Source organism: Streptomyces sp. AK010 (assembly GCF_014207295.1).
GTDB classification, from domain to species: domain Bacteria; phylum Actinomycetota; class Actinomycetes; order Streptomycetales; family Streptomycetaceae; genus Streptomyces; species Streptomyces massasporeus.
Window position 1 is genome coordinate 380,284 of the sequence record NZ_JACHCX010000002.1, and the last position, 15,239, is coordinate 395,522.

The 15,239-nt window shown below is 70.9% G+C and carries 13 protein-coding genes; 9 read left to right on the forward strand and 4 right to left on the reverse strand.

Going from position 1 to position 15,239, the window contains the following annotated elements:
* The first annotated feature begins 250 nt into the window (after positions 1-250).
* The 4 genes from HDC93_RS05045 (at position 251) to HDC93_RS05060 (ending at position 3,708) form a co-directional block, all read left to right on the forward strand.
* On the forward strand, positions 251-1,087 hold the full coding sequence (locus HDC93_RS05045) for a helix-turn-helix transcriptional regulator (RefSeq protein ID WP_185007540.1): 837 nt from the start codon (positions 251-253) through the stop codon (positions 1,085-1,087).
* Between the two features lie 246 nt (positions 1,088-1,333).
* Positions 1,334-1,927 carry a TetR/AcrR family transcriptional regulator gene (locus HDC93_RS05050; RefSeq protein WP_185007542.1) on the forward strand — a complete coding sequence of 198 codons (594 nt, stop codon included), beginning with the start codon at positions 1,334-1,336 and terminating at the stop codon, positions 1,925-1,927.
* Positions 1,928-2,032: 105 nt separating this feature from the next.
* On the forward strand, positions 2,033-2,752 hold the full coding sequence (locus HDC93_RS05055) for an NADPH-dependent F420 reductase (RefSeq protein WP_260419413.1): 720 nt from the start codon (positions 2,033-2,035) through the stop codon (positions 2,750-2,752).
* Between the two features lie 356 nt (positions 2,753-3,108).
* Positions 3,109-3,708, forward strand: a complete 600-nt coding sequence (locus HDC93_RS05060; RefSeq protein ID WP_311774490.1) for a nitroreductase — start codon at positions 3,109-3,111, stop codon at positions 3,706-3,708.
* Positions 3,709-4,139: 431 nt separating this feature from the next.
* Here HDC93_RS05060 and HDC93_RS05065 read toward each other — a convergent pair whose 3' ends face one another.
* Positions 4,140-5,996 carry an IclR family transcriptional regulator C-terminal domain-containing protein gene (locus tag HDC93_RS05065; protein ID WP_260419414.1) on the reverse strand — a complete coding sequence of 619 codons (1,857 nt, stop codon included), beginning with the start codon at positions 5,994-5,996 and terminating at the stop codon, positions 4,140-4,142.
* 373 nt (positions 5,997-6,369) lie between these two features.
* Entirely contained in the window at positions 6,370-7,617 is a 1,248-nt protein-coding gene (locus HDC93_RS05070; protein ID WP_311774491.1) for a M6 family metalloprotease domain-containing protein, read from the reverse strand.
* A gap of 408 nt (positions 7,618-8,025) precedes the next feature.
* Here HDC93_RS05070 and HDC93_RS05075 point away from each other — a divergent pair, with 408 nt between their 5' ends.
* Positions 8,026-8,670, forward strand: a complete 645-nt coding sequence (locus HDC93_RS05075) for a TetR/AcrR family transcriptional regulator (RefSeq protein WP_185007544.1) — start codon at positions 8,026-8,028, stop codon at positions 8,668-8,670.
* 195 nt (positions 8,671-8,865) lie between these two features.
* On the forward strand, positions 8,866-10,407 hold the full coding sequence (locus HDC93_RS05080) for an MFS transporter (protein ID WP_185007546.1): 1,542 nt from the start codon (positions 8,866-8,868) through the stop codon (positions 10,405-10,407).
* Positions 10,408-10,763: 356 nt separating this feature from the next.
* Here HDC93_RS05080 and HDC93_RS05085 read toward each other — a convergent pair whose 3' ends face one another.
* Positions 10,764-11,297, reverse strand: a complete 534-nt coding sequence (locus HDC93_RS05085; RefSeq protein WP_185007548.1) for a MarR family winged helix-turn-helix transcriptional regulator — start codon at positions 11,295-11,297, stop codon at positions 10,764-10,766.
* An 89-nt stretch (positions 11,298-11,386) separates the two neighbouring features.
* Here HDC93_RS05085 and HDC93_RS05090 point away from each other — a divergent pair, with 89 nt between their 5' ends.
* Positions 11,387-12,172, forward strand: a complete 786-nt coding sequence (locus tag HDC93_RS05090) for a dioxygenase (RefSeq protein ID WP_185007549.1) — start codon at positions 11,387-11,389, stop codon at positions 12,170-12,172.
* Between the two features lie 22 nt (positions 12,173-12,194).
* On the opposite strand, the gene HDC93_RS05095 is transcribed toward HDC93_RS05090, so the two are convergent.
* Complete coding sequence (locus HDC93_RS05095) at positions 12,195-12,713, reverse strand: GNAT family N-acetyltransferase (protein ID WP_185007551.1); 519 nt, start codon at positions 12,711-12,713, stop codon at positions 12,195-12,197.
* 194 nt (positions 12,714-12,907) lie between these two features.
* Here HDC93_RS05095 and HDC93_RS05100 point away from each other — a divergent pair, with 194 nt between their 5' ends.
* Both HDC93_RS05100 and HDC93_RS05105 read left to right on the forward strand, forming a co-directional pair.
* Positions 12,908-13,906 (forward strand): RNA polymerase sigma factor RpoD/SigA, encoded by a 999-nt coding sequence (locus HDC93_RS05100; RefSeq protein WP_097217153.1) that lies wholly within the window; start codon positions 12,908-12,910, stop codon positions 13,904-13,906.
* Positions 13,907-14,411: 505 nt separating this feature from the next.
* Positions 14,412-15,209 (forward strand): TetR/AcrR family transcriptional regulator, encoded by a 798-nt coding sequence (locus tag HDC93_RS05105; protein WP_398983842.1) that lies wholly within the window; start codon positions 14,412-14,414, stop codon positions 15,207-15,209.
* Positions 15,210-15,239: the final 30 nt, after the last annotated feature.

A 15,239-nucleotide genomic window follows, 5' to 3' on the forward strand; every position in this document is an offset into this window, starting at 1 on the left:
GTTGGGTGTCCTCGACGGGGGGATCGTCGCGGCGGGCCGTCTTCCAGACCGACAGCCTGCGGCGTACCGCCGACGGTAGGTGAATTTGCCAGCGGGTCATGCCGGTCAGGTGATCATCGGATCGTCTCGCTGCGAGCGCCGCCCTCGGTGTCGGCCGTGTGAGCGCCTTCGCGCGGCTGGGAGAGGAGTGGCTTAGCCATGGATCGACGGTCTCTGGATAGCCCGGCGGGATGGGGGCGAGGATGGGGGCATGGACAAGAAGGAACTGGCGGAATTCCTGCGCCACCGGCGTGAGGCGCTGCGGCCCCGTGATGTCGGGCTGGTCGAGGGGGCGCGCAGGCGTACGCAGGGTCTGCGCCGCGAGGAGGTCGCCCAGCTCGCCGGCATGTCCACCGACTACTACGCCCGGCTGGAACAGCAGCGGGCACCGCAGCCCTCGGTCCAGATCACCACGGCTCTCGCCCGGGCATTGCGGCTGACCTTGGACGAACGCGACCATCTCTTCGCGCTCATCGGTCACAACGCACCGGCCCGTTTTCTGCGCTCGGAGCATGTCAGCCCGACGCTGCTGCGGGTCCTGGATCGCCTGGACGACTCCCCGGCCCTGGTAACGACCGACCTGGTCGACACCCTCGCGATGAACTCCTTGGCCGTCGCGCTGCTCGGCGACCAGACCCGCCACACCGGTCTGGCCAGTAGCGGCTACTACCGCTGGTTCATGGACCCGGCCGAGCGTCTGGTGTATCCCGAGGAGACCCACGAACGCCACGGCCGTGCCCAGGCGGCGCGCCTGCGCGCCGCGCTGACCGCCGGCAGCGACACCCCCCGAGCCGCCCGGATCCTCGCCGAACTCCAGGAACACAGCCCCGAGTTCGTCCGCATGTGGGAGCTTCAGGAGGTCGCTCGCTACGGTGACTGCAAGACCCTCCTCCATCCCGAACTCGGCCGCATCGACGTCGACCCCCAGCTCCTGTACACCGAGAACCGCGCCCAGACCCTGGTGGTGCTGACCACTCGCCCCGGCACGGAGAGCCACAGCAAACTCGAACTGCTCTCCGTCATCGGACACCAGCAGCTCACCCCCTGACGTCCTGGACCGGGGGACCGGGCCGGTTCGGCGCGGGAGGGGCCGGACAAGGGCATTTGGAATGGTGCAGCCCGCACGGCTTGTGCCCAGCGTTCCACAGCGAAACAGGTAGGCCCCCTGTGATGTCCGAGCTCCGCCCTCAGGCCGCCAGTTTGACCGGACGCTGCCTCCGCTTTACTCTCGAATGTGTACGGAGGCAGCATCCGTTTTGATGCGGCCGCAGGATCACGGCAGGCAGGAGGGCGCATGAGTGCCGGCGAACAGCGTGGACGTAAGCCCCGCGCGGACGTCCAGCGCAACCGCGCGGCCCTCCTGGAGACCGCGCAGCGTCACTTCCTGCAGCACGGGGTCGGCACCTCCCTTGAGGCGGTGGCCAAGGACGCGGGCGTCGGACCCGGCACCCTGTACCGGCACTTCCCCACCCGGGAAGCGCTGCTGGCGGCCGTGCTGCAGACACGCTCCGAGGAGCTGGTGGCCCGCCAGGCTGACATCGAACAGCTCAACGACCCCGCCGAGGCGCTGGACCAGTGGCTGCGGGCGATGGAGGAGTACTTCAGCGCCTTCAGCGGGCTGCCGGACCCGCTCATGGCCGCCGCCCGGGCGCAGGAGCCGGACAACCCGCTCACCATTCCCTGCCACATCCTCATCACCGCCACCGATCAGTACGTGCGAGCCGCCCAGCTCGCGGGGCGCGTGCGCGCGTCGGTGCGGGGGCACGACCTGTTCCTCGCGGCCTGCTCCGTTGCCTGGATCAAGGGCACCGGCACCGAGGAGGAGCCGCTCGACCGGCTCCGCACGCTCATCGCGAGCGGCTACCGCCAGCAGGACCCCCAGGCGTAATCCGCCAGGCACCCAGCCCCGCTCCGCCCCCGCAACGCCAGGCGGCACCACCATCCATCACATCGTGCTGCCCCAGGGGCGGCACAACCTCCTAAGGAACAAATCATGAAAATTACTGTCATAGGCGCTGGCGCCATCGGCGGGAACCTCGCTGCCAAGCTCAGCACGGCCGGTCACGATGTCCAGGTGGCCGACGCCCGCGGCCCCGAGGCCGTCCGGGCGGAGGTGCTGGAGACCGGGGCCCGCGCGGTGGACCTCTCCGAGGCCGCCGTCCAGGGCCGGGACGTCATCGTCCTGTCGATCCCGTTCGGGGTGGCGGGCCAGCTGGCGGACCTGTTCGCGTCGGTGCCCGACCAGACGGTGGTCATCGACACCTCGAACTACTACCCCGGCATGCTCAGCGAGCCGATCGAGGCGGTGGACAAGGGTCAGGTGGAGAGCGTGTACACCGCCGAGCTGCTCGGCCGCCCCGTGGTCAAGGCGTGGAACGCAGCCCTGGCCGAAACCCAGCGGACCAAGGGCGCCCCGGCCGGAACGCCCGGCCGCCTCGCCATCCCCGTCGCCGGTGACTCCGAGGAGGCGCGGAAGGCGGCCATGAGCCTGGTGGACGACACCGGCTTCGACCCCTACGACGCCGGCCCGCTGGCCGACTCCTGGCGCCAGCAGCCGAACAGCCCCGCCTACTGCACCGAACTGACCCTCGACGAACTGCCGGCGGCCCTGGCCGCGGCCGACCGCGTCAAGGACGCAGCAATGGCGACAGCCTCCCGGAACGCATCGCCGCCCTCGGTGCCGATCCCACCGTCGAGGACGTCGTCGAGATGAACCGCGCCGCCCACCGCTGAGACACCCGACACGGCTTTCGTGCACGTAACGGCACGAGGACGGCAACGCTGGCACACCACGAACGAAGACCAACACGAAGAGCGCACAGTCCCCCCGCTGCAGACTGCAGCTTCGGCACGCCGCTGCCTGCGAACATACGCAAGCCTGTCGGCACCCGCAGGGTGCGTCCGCAGCCACGGCGGCCTCCGCGCAGCGCGGCATGGCAGATGACTGCGCGCCACGGAGAGGAACCGCCTTGCCCGGCACCGCATCACCCTTCACCGACATCGCACGCTCCCGACGCTCCCCCCCGGCAGTTCCTGTCCACAGCCCTGTCCCCTGCGGACATCCGCGGTGTGCTGGAAGACGCGCAGACCGCCCCCTCGAACAGCAACACCCAGCCGTGGACGGTGCACGTCGTCTCAGGTGCGGCACGGGACACCCTGGCCAAAGAGCTGCTCCGGGCCGAGGAGGAGGGGCGGACCTCCCCGGATTTCACCGATGGCTACGGCGACGGGCTCTACCTCGAGCGGTCGCGGGCCCTGGGCGCGAGTGTCTACCGGGTCCGGGGCGTCGAGCGCTCGGACCGGGACGGCAGGAGGGCGGCGGTCCGCGAGAACCTGGAGTTCTACGGCGCTCCCCATGCCGCCTTCCTGTTCATGCCGGCCCTTGGCGACGGGGTGCGGACGGCCGGCGACATCGGCATGTACGCGCAGAACTTCCTGCTCTCGCTGGCGGCCCGGGGGCTGGCCGGCATCCCGCAGACCGTCCTCGGCGTCTATGCCGACACCGTCCGCGAGTTCCTGGGCGTCCCCGCGGAGCTCAAGCTGCTGTTCGGCATCTCCTTCGGCATGGCCGACCCGGAGGCACCGGTGAACATGCTCCGCACGGAGCGGGTTCCGCTGCAGCGGAGCGTGGTCCTGCATGACACACCGGGAGTCCTCAGCAGGCAGTAGTTCCACCGACTGCCGGAACCATTCGGCGGGCGGGCCCGGCGCCCGCATCGCAGACATTCTCCGTTTCTCATCGCCGCGTCTGAGGAGTAGCCATGACAAGCTGACAGGTGATCCTGGGCATACAGTTCAACGGCGGATCCGGGGCCGCACCCGGGGTCTGGCGGCTGCCCGGTGCGAACCTGAACAGCTACACGGACATGGACCAGTTCGTGCGTTACGCGCAGGCCGCCGAACGCGGCAAGATCCAGCTGCTGTTCATCGCTGACACCCGGTCCTGGACGTCGACCTCGACCACCACCCCCCGCACCGCAACACCGCTGACCTGCCAGAACAATGACGGTCTCGGCATCACAGCGGTACCCGGACGGTATCGGTTATGCGTCCTTCCTGCTGGGCCGGAGATATTGAGGGAAGGCGTCGCCGAAGACGCGTCAGGTCAGGGGGACATGGGTGAAGCGGGCCGCTGTGTGGAGGTCCGTCTGGATGCGGGCCGCCGTGGCCGTCAGTTCCGGGACCAGGTCCGTCACGCACTCCCTCGGGGTGCGGCGGCTCGCGTGCATCGCCGTGTTCAGGGCCGCCACCACCCGGCCCGAGCCGTCGCGGATCGGGACCGCGATCGAGCGGAGGCCCTCTTCCAGTTCCTCGTCCACCAGGGCGTAGCCCTGCGCGCGGACCGAGGTCAGGGCCTCCGCCAGCGTCCGCTCGTCCGTGATCGTGTGCGGGGTGAAGGCCCGCAGGGATGCGGAGGGGAGGGTGTCCCCGGACGCGTCCGCCAGCAGCACCCTGCCCAGTGCCGTCGCGTACGCCGGCAGCCGCGTGCCGACCGTGATGTTCACGCTCATCACCCGGGCCGTCGCCACCCGGGCCGTGTACTGGATCTCCTCGCCGGACTCCGACAGCACCGCCAGTGACGTCGACTCGTGGATGCGGGACGTCAGGTCGGCCAGGTGGGGCTGGGCGATCTCGGGGAGGGACGTGCGGGACAGGGGAGGGAAGCCGAGGGCGAGGACCCGCGGGGTCAGTGTGAAGGTGCGGCCCGTCGCGGCGACCAGGTCCAGGTGTTCGTAGGTGATCAGGGCCCGGCGGGCCGTCGCCCGGGCCAGGCCCGTCGCCCGGGACACCTCCGTGAGGGTCAGCTCCGGCCTGCCCTCGCCGAAGGCCGTGAGGACCGTCAGGCCCCGGGCCAGGGATTCGATGAACTCGCGGCCCAGTTGCTGCTTGGACGCGCCGGTCCACAGGGCCAGGTCCGACGGGGGCGGGCCGGGCTCGGGGGGCGGGGCGGTGTGGAGTTCGCGTTCCATCGCCCGCACCGCGGACCGCAGCCTCGGCAGCAGCGTCGTCCGCAGGTCGCGCGCGGTGTGGCGGCTCGTGTGGCTGACCACGCTGGCCACGCTCGCGATCCGGCCGCCGGGGCCGGGGGAGCGGACCGGTACCGAGATCGCCACCAGGCCCGGCTCGATGAGCTGGTCGTCCAGGGACCAGCCGTGGGTCGACGCCTCTCGCGTGCGGTGTACGAACGTCTCGTCGCCCTCCGCGTCCCCTTCGTACGTGCGGGGCGGTACGGCCGTGAAGGACAGGTCCCTCGGGTCCGCCGCCCTGCGCTCACGCCAGCGTTGCCAGTCCGCTGCCGTCCACTGGGTCGCGAACAGCGGGCCGGGGGCCGTGCGTTCGGCGGGGAGCAGGTCGCCGATGCGGAAGCTGAGGGACATCGCGCGGCGGCGGGTCGTCTGGTGGATGAAGCGGATGCCGTCGCGGTCGGCGACCGCCAGGGAGACCGACTCGTCCAGTTCGTCGGCCAGGGCGTCCGCGTGCGGGGAGAGCAGGGCGGGCAGGCGCAGGGCCGACATGTAGGCGTTGCCCAGTTCCATCAGGCGGGGGGACAGATGGACGTCCCGGCCGTCGAAACGGACGTAGCCCATGCGGGCGAGCGTGGCCGTGATGCGGTCGACCGTGGAGCGGGCCAGGCCGCTCGCGCGTTCCAGGCCGCTCAGGCTCAGCGTGCCGCCCGCCTCCGTCAGTTCCCGCAGCACCGCGATGCCGCGGATCAGGGGAGTGACCGCCTCGGCGGGGACCTCTCGCTCCGCCGCCGAGCCGACCGCCGATCCGGACGTCCATGCGGCCGTCACTGTGGCCGATCCGGCCGTCCCTGCGTCCGAGCCGGCCGTCCCGGCGGCCCGGTCGCCCCTCCGCGTGGCCGACGCGGTCGTTTCCCCGACCGGTGGCGGCTCCTTCTCGGCGGCCGGTGGGGCGGACCCCTCCGGGGTCTCGGGCGTGCGCTTCGCTGGCATCGGCTCTCCGGTACGGCGCTCGCGACGGTCGCGGCAGGCCCACCGTAATCCGGAATCGGTGCCCTGGTGGCCCGCAGGCCGGGAGGGGTTCCACCACCCCCGCCCGGTTCCCCACCCCTCGCCCGGTTCCCACCCCCCGCCCGGTTCCCACCCCCCGTCCGGTCCCCATCCCCACCAGGTCCCCACCCCTCGCCAGGTTTCCACCCCACCAGGTCCCCATCCCCGCCCGGTTCCCCACCCCTCGCCAGGTTTCCACCCCACCAGGTCCCCATCCCCACCAGGTCCCCACCCCTACCCGTTCCGCATCCCCACCCGGTCCCCTCCCCCACCCGATCCCCACCCCTACCCGGTCCCCACCCCCGCCCCCCACCCCCTACTCCCTCGTCACCCGCACCCGATATCCCCCCTCCACACCCGCCCCCGCCGCTCCCGCCCCCACGCCCGCGACCTCGATCGTGATCCCCCTCGCCGTGTCGCGGAACGTCTCCCCGGGCGTGAACGGCGCGTCCGACAGCTCCGCGTGGACGTTCGGCGTGCGCGTGCAGCCGCCGCTGTCACGGCGGGCGTCCTGGACGGTGACCGGGCCCATGCCCGTGTCCACCTCCGCGTCGACCTTGTAGATCAGGACGCCGGGGCGGCACACCGCCTCGTCGTTTCCGGCGCGGGTGCGCAGTTCGACGGCGTATCCGGTTCTGCTGTCGAGGGGGACGAAGACCAGCTTGGAGCCGCCGGCCAGGGCCAGGGGCGTCAGGGTGTACTCCGTGGTGCCGGAGGACGCCGCGCAGTGGACCTGGGCGGCGTCGAGCCAGCCCAGCTTCCACTTGTGCCAGCCGAGGAAGTCGTTGTTGGCGCCCCAGTCCTCGCTCATGATGTCCCAGTGGCCGACCGCGCCCCCGCCCTCCGCGGTGTACAGGTCGGGCAGGCCGAAGACGTGGCCGTTCTCGTGGGGGAGGACGCGGTAGCCGGTGCGGTCGTAGGAGCCCGAGCCGTCGTCCTGGCGGGAGTAGACGAAGGACGCGTTGGCCACGGGTATGCCGTCGGCCCTGGGTGCCTCCGGATTGCCGGCGAAGGTGACGGACAGGACGGTGTCCAGGGCGGAGGGGCCGGCGTTGGGGCTCACCAGGACGTTCAGCAGGTCGTACGCGCGGAAGTCCACCTTCGGGTCGGCCACGGCCACGAGGTCCTGGACCATCGTGCGGTAGCCGGGGTCGAACGAGGCCCCGCGCTCTATGCCGTACTCGCGGAAGGACTTCGGCATCCTCAGCCACCCCGGGATCGGGGTCTCGGGGCGGTAGTCGAGACGGCCGTAGGAGCTGGTGCGGAACCACTCGCGGGTCTGCGGGAAGAACTCGTGGTAGCGGTCCTGGGCGTCGCCCTGGCCGGGTGCGTCGGAGAAGTCGATCATCAGGGTGAGGGCGCGGACGGTGCCGGTGGAGCGGGTGTAGCCGGTGGAGGTGGGGATGCCCTCCGACATCTGGACCTCGCGGGCGCCGCGGATCATGCAGGGGCCGTGCTCGGCGGTGTGGGACAGGGTGATCGGGCCCGCTCCCGCCGCATTGGTGCCCGGGGTGAGACGGCCCGTGCCGGCCGAGGTGCTGACCGTGAAGGTCAGGGCGGTCACGCAGGCCAGCGCGGCCAGCCGGCGCCTGGGTATCCGGCGCCTGGGTATCCGGCCGCCGGGCAGACCCGTGCCGTCCGGGCGCGGGCGCCGGGGCCGTGGCTGTATGCAAGGGACCTGCAAGGGACCTCCCGCGCCACGGCAGCCTCCCGGTCCCGGCTGCACCCTTGCGATCACCCTGCGTCGCGGGGTGGGGGTACGCGCGTTGGAAGAGACCGATCGTGGGTTTCCCGTCAGTAGCGGCCCGATGGGATTGTGAGCCAGGTCACAAACAATTTCGGTGGGAGCGGGAAATACCGGGGACCCACTCCCCGTTTAGCCATGTGTCGGAACGAAACGGGGACTTGCTCCCCGGATCGGACCACGAGACACCTTCAAGCACCACACACCCACAAGCGCCAGGAGTACGCCGTGCAGACCGCCAACCCCGTCACGCGCAAGGCGCCCCGGCCTCGCGCCGACGCCCTGCGCAACCGGGAGCGGATCGTCACCGCCGCCCGGGAGATGTTCGTCGAGCACGGCCCCGAGGTGCCGCTCGACGACATCGCCCGCCGGGCCGGCGTCGGCAATGCCACGGTGTACCGCAACTTCCCGGACCGCGACGCGCTCGTCCGCGAGGTCGTCTGCTCCGTCATGGACCGTACGGCCGCCGCCGCCGAGGCCGCGCTGACCGAGACCGGCGACGCGTTCGAGGCGCTGGAGCGCTTCGTGCACGCCGCGGCCGACGAGCGGATCAGCGCACTGTGCCCGATGGTCTCCAGCACGTTCGACCAGCACCACCCGGATCTGGAGGCCGCGCGCGAACGGGTCGAACGGCTGGTCGCGGAGGTCATGGACCGCGCCAGGTCGGCCGGGCAGCTCCGGTCCGACGTGGATGTCGGGGACGTCATGATCGCCGTGGCCCAGCTGAGCCGGCCCCCGGCCGGTACGGACTGCTTCCACGCCGACCGCTTCGTCCACCGCCATCTCCAGCTGTTCCTGGACGGGCTGCGCTCTCCGGCTCGCTCCACCCTCCCGGGCACGCCGGTGACTCTGGAGGACCTGCGCCGACCCTGACCGATGAGTTCAGGCCGCCCCACCCGTCTGAACCCTGACCACCTGACCACCTGACGACCTGATCGTCTTACGACCTGATCGCCTGACCGGCAGTCATCACGGCCGTCCCCGCAGACGAGCCGTCACCCTTCGTCACCCCTTTTTCCATCACGACGTCCCGTTTTTCCGTCACGAAGTCCCGAAGTGGGTATCCCCATGTCTGAAACAGCCTCGAAGGCTCTCAGCGCTCCGGCCGCAGAACCGGATCCCGGCCGCTGGAAAGCGCTCGTCTTCATCGCGCTCGCCCAGCTGATGGTCGTCCTGGACGCCACCATCGTGAACATCGCACTGCCCTCCGCCCAGCAGGACCTCGGCATCTCCGACGGCAACCGGCAGTGGGTCGTCACGGCCTACGCCCTCGCCTTCGGCGGTCTGCTCCTGTTCGGCGGCCGGATAGCCGACCTGTGGGGCCGCAAGAAGGCCTTCGTGGTCGGGCTCGGCGGCTTCGCCGCGGCTTCCGCGCTCGGCGGCGCGGCCACCAACGAGGCGACGATGTTCGGCGCCCGTGCCCTCCAGGGCGTCTTCGGAGCCCTGCTCGCGCCCGCCGCGCTCTCCCTGCTCGCGGTGATGTTCACCGACGCCAAGGAGCGCGCCAAGGCGTTCGGCATCTACGGCGCGATCGCCGGTGGCGGCGGTGCCGTCGGTCTGATCCTGGGCGGCTTCCTCACCGAGTACCTGGACTGGCGCTGGACGTTCTTCGTGAACATCCCGTTCGCCATCGTCGCCGCGGCCGGCGCCTACTTCGTCATCCGTGAGCCCGAGGGCGGCCGTAACCGCTCCCCTCTCGACATCCCCGGCGTCATCCTCTCCACCCTCGGCCTGGTCGCCCTCGTCTACGGCTTCACCCGCGCCGAGTCCAACGGCTGGAGCGACTCCGTCACCGTCGGCATGTTCGTCGCCTCGGCCGTGCTGCTGGCGTCCTTCGTGCTCGTCGAGTCGAAGGTCAAGGCCCCGCTGCTGCCGCTGCGCGTGATCACCGAGCGCAACCGCGGCGGCATCTACCTCTCCCTCGGTCTCGCGATCATCGCGATGTTCGGCCTGTTCCTCTTCCTGACCTACTACCTGCAGATCGTGAAGGGCTACTCGCCGGTCAAGACCGGGTTCGCCTTCCTGCCGATGATCGCGGGCATGATCACCGGCTCCACCCAGATCGGCACCCGCCTGATGACCCGGGTCGCGCCGCGCCTGCTGATGGGCCCGGGCTTCCTGGTCGCCGCGCTCGGCATGCTGCTGCTGACCCAGCTGGAGATCGGCTCCTCGTACGCCGCTCTGCTGCTGCCGGCGATGCTGCTGCTCGGCCTGGGCATGGGTACGGCGTTCATGCCGGCCATGTCGCTGGCCACCCAGGGCGTCGAGCCGCGGGACGCCGGTGTCGCCTCCGCGATGGTCAACACCTCGCAGCAGGTGGGCGGCGCGATCGGCACGGCCCTGCTGAACACCATCGCCGCCTCGGCGACCACGGCGTACGTCGCCGACCACATCGCCGGGGCGACCAGCCGGTCCCAGCAGCAGCTGGTCCAGCTGGAGGCCATGGTGCAGGGCTACACCAGCGCCATCTGGTTCGCCGTCGGCATCCTCGTGGTGGCCGCCGCGATCGCCCTGACGTTCGTCAACGCCGGCCGCCCGGGCGGTACGACGGTGGCGTCCTCCGACGAGGACGCGGCGGACGAGGTGCAGATCCCGGTCGTCGCCCACTGACGGCCGCGTACCGCACCCCTTCGGGCCCTGTCGTAGGCGCGGGGAAGGGGACGCCCCGCACCTACGGAACCCAGGACCTGCCCTGCTCCCGCGGCAGCGAGCAGGGCAGGTCCGCATCCGCCCTCGCGTCAGCGAGCAGGGCAGCTGCGCACTCGCGGCTTCGGCGTCAGTGGAGGCAGTGCAGCTACGCACCGTCCGCCTGGACGTCAGCGGAGCGGGGGCATATCTGCTCCTGCTTCCGCGTCAGCGTGAAGCCAGGGCGCATCCGCCTCTCTTCCGGGTCAGCGGTGCCGGGGCATATCTGCTCCTGCTTCCACGTCAGCGTGAAGCCAGGGCGCATCCGCCCCACTCCCGCGTCAGCGGAGCCAAGGCAGGTCCGCACCCGCTTCGGTCGGCTGAAGTCCCTCGGCGACGATCCGCATGATCTCGCCGAGGGACTTCTGCTGTTCCGGGGAGAGCCGGTCGAAGACCGCCTGGCGTACGGCCTCCACATGGCCCGGCGCGGTCTGCCGCAGCACCTCCAGGCCCTCGTCCGTGAGGACGGCGAACTGGCCCCGCTTGTCGTCGGGGCAGTCCTCCCGGTGCACCCAGCCGTTCTTCTCCAGACGCGCGACGGCGTGCGAGAGGCGGGACCGGGTGATCTTCGCCAGCATCGCGAGCTCGGTCATCCGCAGCCGCCGCCGCGGCGCCTCGGCGAGCTTGACCAGCAGGCCGTAGTAGACGTGCGGCATGCCCGCGTCGCGTTGCAGCTGACGGTCGAGATGGTCGTCGAGGAGGGTGACGCCCTCCATGAACGAGCGCCAGACGCGCTGCTCCTCGTCGGTGAGCCAGCGCGGTTCCTGGGGCTCCGCTGCGGGGCCCTGTGCCGGTGCGGATGCGGGTGCCTTCATGTGTTCCACTCTACGTGGACCCTCCTTGAACTTTAAATAAATGGCCCGTACAGTTTTGTAGGGAACCATGTTTTGGAAGGAGCCGCAGCATGTCCGCCGCCCTCCAGGAGCGCATGCCCGCTCTGTACCTCAGCCACGGCGCGCCGCCCCTGGCGGACGACCCGGTCTGGCCCGGTGAGCTGGCCGCCTGGTCCGCCGGACTGCCGCGCCCCAAGTCCATACTGATCGTCTCCGCCCACTGGGAGGAGGCCCCGCTCGCCCTCGGCGCCATCGAGACCGTCCCGCTCGTCTACGACTTCTGGGGCTTCCCGGAGCACTACTACCGAGTGACGTACGACGCCCCCGGCGCACCGGAGCTCGCCGAGTCCGTACGCAAGCTGCTGCGCGCCCCCGGTATGCCCGTCCAGGACGTCCCCGACCGCGGCCTCGACCACGGCGCATACGTGCCGCTGGTCGAGATGTACCCGGAGGCCGACATCCCGGTCCTCCAGGTGTCCATGCCGACGCTGGATCCGGTCCGGCTCCTGGAGATCGGCCGAAAGCTCGCCCCCCTGCGGGACGAGGGCGTGCTGATCGTCGGCTCCGGCTTCTTCACCCACAACCTGGCCGCGCTCCGGCAGGGCGGCATCCCCGCCTGGTCGTCCGAGTTCGACGACTGGGGCCGGCGGGCGCTGGAGGCGCGTGACGTGGACGGCCTGCTCGACTTCACCCGCAAGTCGCCCGCGGGGCAGCTGGCCCACCCGCGCACCGAGCACTTCGCCCCGCTGTTCGTGACCATGGGCGCTGCCGACGCGGCCGGTGAGCTGGACGTGCAGAAGTCCGTGATCGACGGGTTCTGGATGGGGCTGGCGAAGCGGTCGGTGCAGTTCGGCTGAGAAGGACCCGGGGAACGGGCGCCTACAGCGGCTTCTCGTACCAGGCCACGTCCCAGTAGCGGCCGAATTTGCGGCCGACCTCCCGGTAGGTGCCGACGTACCGGAAACCGAGGCGCTCGTGCAGCCGGACCGACGCCTCGTTCGGCAGCGCGATGCCCGCGTAGGCGCGGTGCAGATCCTCGCCGGACAGGGCCTCGAAGAGGGCCGTGTAGAGGAGCGTGCCGACGCCGCGCCGGCCGGCCTCCGGGGCGACGTACGCGGTCGTTTCCACGGAGGTGGCATAGGCCGGCTTCGTTCGGAAAGGGCTTGATGTGGAGTAGCCCAGAATCTCCTGTGGGTTCGCCGTCGTGGCAACCATCAGGCGGTGCGGTCCGTCTTCAGGGTGGGAGAGCAGCCAAGGGCGGCGCTCCTCCGGAGTGAAGATCGCGGTATCGAATGTGATCGCCGTCTCACGAACATAGTGGTTGTAGAGGGCCGTGAGGGCCTCGAGGTCATCCTCGACTCCCGGCCTGACCTGCACCTCTGTACGTCGCGACGGCATCGTGCCTCCCTGTGTGGCCGGACAGGGTACTGCATGATCAGAAAAATCGGGGACCCGGTTGGGAATTCTGTCCTGATTCCAGTCGTTGTTTCCATCGGATGCAGGGCACCCGAGGAGAGTCCGGAGAGTCCCGGAAGACGGAGTCCAGCGTCCGAAGGACCACCCGCTGACCTCACCATCGCAAGGGAGCTCGCATGGCAACCCGTGCCGTCGCCCGTCGTCAGTCCGCCACCGGCGAGACGGCCGACGCGGCAAGCAGTGTTCGCGCCCATGGCGGCGAGATCGCCGACCGCGACCTGGTCGGCATGTACCTCGACGAGATCGCGCGCACACCACTGCTCGACGCCGCCAAGGAGGTCGAGCTGTCCCAGATCATCGAAGCGGGTGTGTTCGCACAGCAGATCCTCGACGGCCTCGAGGAGAACAAGGCCGGGGCCTCGCCCGAGGAACTGCGGGCCCTGGTCGACGCAAGCGAGCGGGCCAAGGATGTCTTCATCCGCTCCAACTTGCGCCTGGTCGTCGCGGTCGCCCGCCGCTACCCCCGCAGCGGTCTGCCGCTGCTGGACCTGATCCAGGAGGGCAACGCCGGCCTGGTGCGCGCGGTCGAGAAGTTCGACTACCGCAAGGGCTTCAAGTTCTCCACGTACGCGACGTGGTGGATCCGCCAGGCCATCACCCGTTCCATAGCGGACCAGTCCCGTACGATCCGCCTGCCCGTCCACCTCGTGGAGGAGCTCGGCCGGATCCGCCGTGTGCAGCGCGAGTTCAACCGCGAGCACGGCCGGGACCCGGAGCCCGCGGAGATCGCCGCCGAGCTCGGCTCGACGCCGGAGCGCGTCACCGACGTGCTCGACTGGGCCCGCGACCCGGTCTCGCTGAACATGTCGGTGGACGACGAGGGCGAGACCCAGTTCGGCGACCTCCTGGAGGACACCTCGGCGGTGTCGCCCGAGCAGTCGGTGCTCACGCTGCTGCGCAGCGAGGAGCTCGACGACCTGATCGGCCGCCTCGACCAGCGCACGGCGTCCATCATCAAGATGCGCTACGGCATCGAGGACGGCCGGGAGCGCACGCTGACCGAGGTCGGCAAGGAGCACGGCCTGACCCGCGAGCGCATCCGGCAGATCGAGAAGCACGCGCTGCTGGAGCTGAAGAAGCTCGCCCGCAGCACGGGGTTCGACGCGGCGGCGTGACCCTGTTCGCGCGGAGATGTGACCGTGTTCGCACGGAGGCGAGATTCCGTTCGTGCGGCGGCCGGACATCGGCGAGACGGTGAGCGTCCGGGCGTACGGCCCGTCCCCACGGCCCGTGGGTGACGGAGCGTGTACGCCCGGAGGGCCTCGCGTACGCCGGGTGGCGAAAGACCGCGCAAACATGGCGATGTAACGCCGCTTCAATTCGCGGACTCAGGGAACAAGACTTCTGGGTCCACCAGTTCGGGCCCGGGGTCACACCCCCTGACCCCCGACAGCCAAGTCCCGTCGCACTCCCCCCGGCGCCGGGACTTTCCCCGAGGCCGGGCTTCGGCGTCCTTCCCCCCGGACGTCGGAGCCCGGCTCTCTGCTTGCGGGGCGCCGGACGGGGTGCTGGAGAGCGGGGTGCTGGAGACCGGGTTTGGAGGGCGGGCCACCCCGTACCTGAACCACGGGGTGGCCCGCCAGATGGCAGATTGTGTCACATGGGCATAGCCTGCCGGGCGTGAGCAGCACCACCCCGACCCCGTCCTCACTGACCGAGCGGCGGAAGACCGAAACACGTATGGAGATCGCACGGGCCGCGGCCGGCCTCTTCGTACGGCACGGCCTGCGCGCCACCCGCGCGGAGGACATCGCCCAGGCCGCCGGTATCGCACCGCGCACCTTCTACCGGTACTTCGCCACCAAGGAAGAGGCCGTCGCCCCGCTCTACGCGGTTGGCGCCCAGCGCTGGGTGGAGGCGGTGCGCGCCGCCCCAGCCGACGCGGGCGTGCTCCACGCCCTGGAGCAGGGGGTCCGCCACACCCTCACCCCGGGTGTCGGCGTCTCGGCGTCCTCCTGGGAGTGGGTCCGCACGCTGCTGCGCCTGGCCGAGGCGACCCCCTCCCTGCGCAGGGTGTGGGCGGAGGTCTGCCAGGCGTCCGAGCGGCTGCTGGGGGAGGTGCTGGCGGAACGGGTGACACGTGTCGGGGTTCTTGGGGCGGCCGGGGTTCCTGGAACAGCCGGGGTTCCTGGGGCGGCCGGGCTTCCTGAGGGCTCCGCGGAGGGCCGCGACAACGTTGCCGTCGAGCCTGGACCAGCCTCCACCGCGACCCCTCACCCGCCCTCTGCCGCGACCCCTCACCCGCCCCCCACCGCCACCCCCGAGCTGCGTTTCGCCGCCGCCGTGGCCAGCGCCGCCGTACGTGCCGCGCTGGAGGCGTGGGCCGCGGGGGACGCCCCCGTCGAGGGTCCGGACGGGCCCGCGGAACTCGCCCTGCGCAATCTCGCGGCGCTGCGGGACTTCCCGTGGGGGCCGTGAGCCTTCCCGCGGTGGATGCGAGGCGAGGGC

Bases quoted from the DNA above. Each gene is read 5' to 3' on its own strand.
- HDC93_RS05085 (WP_185007548.1), bottom strand. From the start codon at position 11,297: ATGAAGGCACCCGCATCCGCACCGGCACAGGGCCCCGCAGCGGAGCCC.
- HDC93_RS05095 (WP_185007551.1), bottom strand. From the start codon at position 12,713: ATGCCGTCGCGACGTACAGAGGTGCAGGTCAGGCCGGGAGTCGAGGAT.
- HDC93_RS05065 (WP_260419414.1), bottom strand. From the start codon at position 5,996: ATGCCAGCGAAGCGCACGCCCGAGACCCCGGAGGGGTCCGCCCCACCG.
- HDC93_RS05080 (WP_185007546.1), top strand. From the start codon at position 8,866: ATGTCTGAAACAGCCTCGAAGGCTCTCAGCGCTCCGGCCGCAGAACCG.
- HDC93_RS05055 (WP_260419413.1), top strand. From the start codon at position 2,033: ATGAAAATTACTGTCATAGGCGCTGGCGCCATCGGCGGGAACCTCGCT.
- HDC93_RS05045 (WP_185007540.1), top strand. From the start codon at position 251: ATGGACAAGAAGGAACTGGCGGAATTCCTGCGCCACCGGCGTGAGGCG.
- HDC93_RS05050 (WP_185007542.1), top strand. From the start codon at position 1,334: ATGAGTGCCGGCGAACAGCGTGGACGTAAGCCCCGCGCGGACGTCCAG.
- HDC93_RS05100 (WP_097217153.1), top strand. From the start codon at position 12,908: ATGGCAACCCGTGCCGTCGCCCGTCGTCAGTCCGCCACCGGCGAGACG.
- HDC93_RS05090 (WP_185007549.1), top strand. From the start codon at position 11,387: ATGTCCGCCGCCCTCCAGGAGCGCATGCCCGCTCTGTACCTCAGCCAC.